General features: G+C 53.4%; 4 protein-coding genes. All 4 read left to right on the forward strand.

Going from position 1 to position 5,263, the window contains the following annotated elements; translation table 11 throughout:
- The first annotated feature begins 381 nt into the window (after nucleotides 1–381).
- The 4 genes from nadC (at nucleotide 382) to BIZ37_RS29370 (ending at nucleotide 5,247) form a co-directional block, all read left to right on the forward strand.
- Nucleotides 382–1,269 (forward strand): carboxylating nicotinate-nucleotide diphosphorylase, encoded by an 888-nt coding sequence (gene nadC / locus BIZ37_RS29355; protein WP_187464556.1) that lies wholly within the window; start codon nucleotides 382–384, stop codon nucleotides 1,267–1,269.
- A gap of 543 nt (nucleotides 1,270–1,812) precedes the next feature.
- Nucleotides 1,813–2,268, forward strand: a complete 456-nt coding sequence (locus BIZ37_RS29360) for a prepilin-type N-terminal cleavage/methylation domain-containing protein (RefSeq protein ID WP_187464553.1) — start codon at nucleotides 1,813–1,815, stop codon at nucleotides 2,266–2,268.
- Nucleotides 2,268–3,968: a type IV-A pilus assembly ATPase PilB gene (gene pilB, locus BIZ37_RS29365; RefSeq protein ID WP_187464554.1), complete on the forward strand. Its 1,701-nt coding sequence runs from the start codon at nucleotides 2,268–2,270 to the stop codon at nucleotides 3,966–3,968. The genes BIZ37_RS29360 and pilB overlap by 1 nt, the downstream gene beginning before the upstream one ends.
- A gap of 58 nt (nucleotides 3,969–4,026) precedes the next feature.
- On the forward strand, nucleotides 4,027–5,247 hold the full coding sequence (locus BIZ37_RS29370) for a type II secretion system F family protein (protein ID WP_187464555.1): 1,221 nt from the start codon (nucleotides 4,027–4,029) through the stop codon (nucleotides 5,245–5,247).
- The last annotated feature ends 16 nt before the right edge of the window (nucleotides 5,248–5,263 follow it).

Below are 5,263 nucleotides of genomic sequence, written 5' to 3' on the forward strand. Positions count from 1 at the left end.
CTGTGGTCCTGTGGTCCTGTGGTCCTGTGGTCCTGTGGTCCTGTGGTCCTGTGGTCCTGTGGTCCTGTGGTCCTGTGGTCCTGTGGTCCTGTAAGCAGGATCGAAGGTCTGTGTGAGATTGTCCAGTTAAAGGTGATGTAAAAGAAAGACTTTGCTTAGAAAGTCGCTCTTTCCATAGAACCTTAGGGCCATAGTTCCATAGAACCTGTTTTGCATAGCCGCTGTATTACACCACTTAACTATAGAGCCTGAAGCCGCCCTTCTCCCCGAACCACACTCGCATCTCGCCGCTCATCGCGGTATCATCAGCGCCAGAAAACACAAGGGCACTCCCCGCCCCTCTTCAGCAGCTAACCTTGCTACGGATTTGTCATGACTCAAATGGAAAAGAAGCACGACAGCGAATCGCGCTTGAATTACCTTAAACAGCAGCTTCCCCTCGAAATTACCCGTGCCGTTGCCGACACCCTGCGTGAAGACCTCGGTGGCGAGATTGATGCCAGCCGCGATGTGACGGCGGGCCTGATCCCGGCCGACAGCCAAGGGGTAGCAACCATCATTACCCGCGAGCACGGTATTTTCTGCGGCCAGATGTGGGCCGAGGAAGTGTTCCGCCAACTGGGCGGTGAAGTCAGCATTGAATGGCATGTTGAAGACGGCGACAAGGTTGAGCCGAACCAGACCCTGTGCACCCTGCGCGGCCCGTCACGTATCTTGCTGACCGGCGAGCGCAACGCGATGAACTTCATCCAGACCCTGTCTGGCTGTGCCACCACGGTTGCCGAATATGCCGAGCAATTGGAAGGCACCGACTGCCGCTTGCTAGATACCCGCAAGACGATTCCGGGCCTTCGCAGCGCACTGAAGTACGCCGTGACCTGCGGCGGCGGCTACAACCACCGTATCGGTGTTTTCGACGCCTACCTAATCAAGGAAAACCACATTATCGCCTGCGGCGGTATCGAGCAGGCCATCAGCACTGCCAAGCAACTCAACCCTGGCAAGCCGGTAGAAGTTGAAACCGAGTCGCTGGAAGAGCTACAGCAGGCTATCGGTGCCGGTGCCGACATCATCATGCTCGATAACTTCACCACCGACATGATGCGCGAAGCCGTGAAAATCAACGCAGGCCGCGCTGCATTGGAGAACTCCGGCAACGTAACGCTGGAAACCATCCGCGAGTTTGCCCAAACCGGTGTCGATTACATCTCGGTCGGCGCACTGACCAAGCATCTCAAGGCGATGGATTTGTCGATGCGGTTTAAATAAACCGCCCGCCCCCCTTTCTTTTCACAAGCTCCTTCGGGAGCTTGTTTGTTTTAAGGGCGGGGCTATGGTTCTGTGGTCCTGAGGTCCTGAGGTCCTGAGGTCCTGAGGTTCTGAGGTTCTGAGGTTCTGAGGTTCTGAGGTTCTGAGGTTCTGAGGTTCTGAGGTTCTGAGGTTCTGAGGTTCTGAGGTTCTGAGGTTCTGAGGGAAGGCTCTTCGAGCTACGCATACTGTCAAACTATAATTCAAAGATTAAACAGTACTTCCACTATTCCACACTGGGCCGTAACACCTCTTTTTTCCATAGCACCGCCCTTAAAACCATAGCCCCCAAAGGGGCGCTCTTTAACCCATAGGGCCACAGTACCTTAGGACCATAGGATCGCTTCACCCTCCCCCCGCCGCAATTTTGACGCAAAAAATGTAACACCCCCGCGTTTTTTCCGAGCCATTTCCAGCAACCTTTCGCCACCAATAAAACCCTTTGCATATCATAGGTATGCTGGCCCTACTTTACATTCATGGCGATTTTACAAGGACAAGGAAATGAAGAAACAACAAGGCTTTACGCTGATTGAATTGATGATAGTGGTGGCAATTATTGGGATTTTGAGTGCGTTTGCTGTACCTGCTTATCACAATTACACAAATAAAACCCACGCAGCAGAAATGTTAAGTGCTTCTTCTGCAATGAAAACAGCAGTAGGGATTTGTTTACTAAGTGGCTCTGATGACTGTCAATCAGTAACACCTGGTAATGGCGTTCCTGGAACCCAAACATTCGATAAAAGCACAAATGATAAGTTCGCTATTTCATCATCTGTGACAAAAAATGTATCTGCAGCAGAAGGCGCGATCGTTGCAACTGTTGATGGTACTGCAGGTAAAGGTGGTTTAGATAAGAGCGGTACATTAACACTAACCCCTACACTAGATGCAAATGGTGTTATTTGGAAAATAACGTGTAATTTAGGCTCCGACGACTACTGTCCTAACAGCTAATGCACACCAACCTCGCTTCTATCCTGCATCAGGCTGAGCTGATCAACCCGGTGCAGTTGCAACAGGTGGTTGACCGGGTACAGGCTGAAAACCAGTCTGTACCTGCAGCGTTAATCGGGCTGGGGGTTATGACCAGCCTTGATTTGGCGCGGCAGCTGGAAAACATTTTTTCGGTCGCGCTGGTCGATACCCACCAGTATGACTATGCCGGGTGCTGCAAGTCGCTCAACCTGCGTGACTTAATCCTGCGCCATCGGATGTTGCCGCTAAGTGTCACCGACACCGCCCTGCATATTGGCCTGTGCGACCCAACCCTGCTTGATGCCCTCGATGAGTTTCGTTTTGCTACCGGCAAGCATGTCGAGCCGATGCTGCTTGAGTACAAACAACTCGAGGCCGCTATCCGCAGGGTCTACGGGAGCGAACTAAAAGGGGCAGAACAGCACGCACCACAAAGAGGGATCAGCGAGAGCGAGCTGACTGAACTTGTTGAGCTTAGCGATGGCGAATTGGTTGATGAAGCGACGGATCTCAGTAGCGACACCGCGCCGGTGACACGCTATATCAACCAAACCTTACTTGATGCCCTGCGCAAACACGCCTCGGATATCCATTTCGAGCCGTATGAAAAACACTACCGGATCCGCTTTCGCTGCGACGGCATTTTACACCAGTATGCGACGCCACCAGCAAACCTCTCCCGCCGCTTATCAACCCGGCTAAAGGTGATGTCACGGCTCAATATTGCCGAGCGGCGGATCCCGCAGGATGGCCGGATCAAGCTCAAGCTGTCCGATACCGTTTCGGTGGACTTGCGGGTATCGACCCTGCCCACCTTGTGGGGCGAGAAAATCGTATTGCGGATCCTCGATGGCAGTAGCAGCAAGCTGGATATCGATCACCTCGGTTACAACGAGGGCCAGAAGCAAGCTTACCTTAATGCCCTCAGTCAACCGCAGGGCATGATCCTGATGACCGGGCCGACAGGGAGCGGCAAAACCGTCTCGCTCTATTCGGGGCTGAAGATCCTCAATACCGAAGCGCGCAATATTTCCACCGCCGAAGATCCGATTGAGATCAACCTGCCGGGGATCAATCAGGTCCAGATCAACCCAACTTCCGGGCTTGGTTTCGCCGAGGCACTAAGGGCTTTTCTGCGTCAGGACCCAGATGTGGTGATGGTGGGTGAAATCCGCGATCTCGAAACCGGGGGTATTGCGGTAAAGGCGGCACAAACTGGGCATTTGGTCCTATCAACCCTGCATACCAACTCGGCAGCAGAAACCATCACCCGCCTGACAAATATGGGAATAGAAGATTTCAATTTGGCGTCATCGCTCAGCCTGATCATTGCCCAACGCCTTGCCAGACGGCTTTGCCACCACTGCAAAGAGCCTGACGACCTCGACCCTTTGCTTAGGGCCAAACTGGAGATCCCGGCAGATATCGAATTGTTCAAAGCCAGCTCGACGGGCTGTGATGACTGCAACAAAGGCTATCTCGGACGGGTCGGCATTTATGAAGTGATGCCCTTCTCCCGCCCGCTATCACAGGCATTGATGCAAGGTGCTAGCACCTTGGAATTGGAAGATATCGCCCGCCAGAACGGAATGCTCACCCTCAAGCAAGCCGGAATTGAAAAGCTCTGCCAAGGCACCACCAGCCTCGCCGAGCTACAACGTGTCTTGCATTTTGCTTGAACACTCTTCCCTGTAACCACTTAACCAAACCGTTTTCTAGCAGCATAAGGACCTTCCCATGGCCAAGGACAGAAAAATACGTTACTACCGCTGGCGTGGGATCAACCCGACCGGCAAACGCTTATCCGGCGTGATGCTAGGGTTTCAGGAGCAGGAGATCCGTGCCAAGCTCAACGAGCAACAAATCCAGATCCGGAAGCTCAAGCGCCACAACCCTTCGACGCTAAGCAAACGCAAAAACCAACTCAAGGCCACTGACATCACCGCCATTACCCGGCAGCTTGCCACTATGGTGAACTCCGGTGTCCCTGTGGTGCAAGCACTCAAGCTGATTGCCACCAGCCACCACAAAGCCGAAGGGCGCGCGACCCTTGCTATGATAAGCAACCAAGTTGAGGCTGGCTTAAGCCTCTCCCGGGCCATGCTTACCAGCTCACCCCTGTTCGATGATTTCTATTGCGATCTGGTTGCCACTGGCGAGCAAACCGGCCATTTGGCCCAGGCCTTCAACCGCCTTGCTACCTACAGGGAAAAAAGCGAAGCCATGCGCAAGAAGGTCATCAAGGCGATGATCTACCCGACCATGGTGACCCTGACGGCGATTATCGTCACTGTGATGATGCTGATTTTCGTGATCCCACAATTTGCCAGTATCTTCAACAGCTTCGGTGCCGATTTGCCATGGTTTACCCAGCGTATTATCGACATCTCTGATCTTATGCTCAGCCATGGCCTCTACCTCGCACTCAGCTTGTCGCTGTCAGGCATTATTGCCATAACCGCCTACCGTAAGTCAGACCAACACAAACTGCGCGTCCATCGTATGCTACTGGCCCTACCCATCATGGGGCCAGTCTTGCGCAAAGCGGCCATCGCCCGCTTTGCCCGCACCCTTGCCACGACGTTCTCTTCGGGGATCCCACTTCTGACCGGGTTGGAAGCCGCAGGGAGAACAAGTGGTAACCGCTTTATCGAACAGGCAATCGAAGGCGCCCACAATGATACAGCGGCCGGTATGCCGCTACACTTGGCCCTGCGCCATAGTGAAGTCTTCCCCGAACTCATGCTGCAAATGGTGATGATTGGCGAGGAGTCCGGTTCGATTGACGATATGCTCAATAAAGTGGCCATTACTTATGAGGATGATGTCGACAATACCGTCGATAACCTCGGCAAAATCATCGAACCCTTGATTATCATGTTCCTCGGCACGCTCATCGGCGGACTGCTGATCGCCATGTATATGCCGGTGTTCAAGCTGATGAGTGTGGTTGGTTGAGGCGTGGGGCGTGGGG

The sequence above is a fragment of the Photobacterium sp. BZF1 genome (genome assembly GCF_014349205.1).
Lineage (GTDB): Bacteria > Pseudomonadota > Gammaproteobacteria > Enterobacterales > Vibrionaceae > Photobacterium.

Excerpts from the sequence above, each read along its gene's own strand:
- nadC (WP_187464556.1), top strand. The coding sequence starts at position 382 with ATGGAAAAGAAGCACGACAGCGAATCGCGCTTGAATTACCTTAAACAG.
- BIZ37_RS29360 (WP_187464553.1), top strand. The coding sequence starts at position 1,813 with ATGAAGAAACAACAAGGCTTTACGCTGATTGAATTGATGATAGTGGTG.
- pilB (WP_187464554.1), top strand. The coding sequence starts at position 2,268 with ATGCACACCAACCTCGCTTCTATCCTGCATCAGGCTGAGCTGATCAAC.
- BIZ37_RS29370 (WP_187464555.1), top strand. The coding sequence starts at position 4,027 with ATGGCCAAGGACAGAAAAATACGTTACTACCGCTGGCGTGGGATCAAC.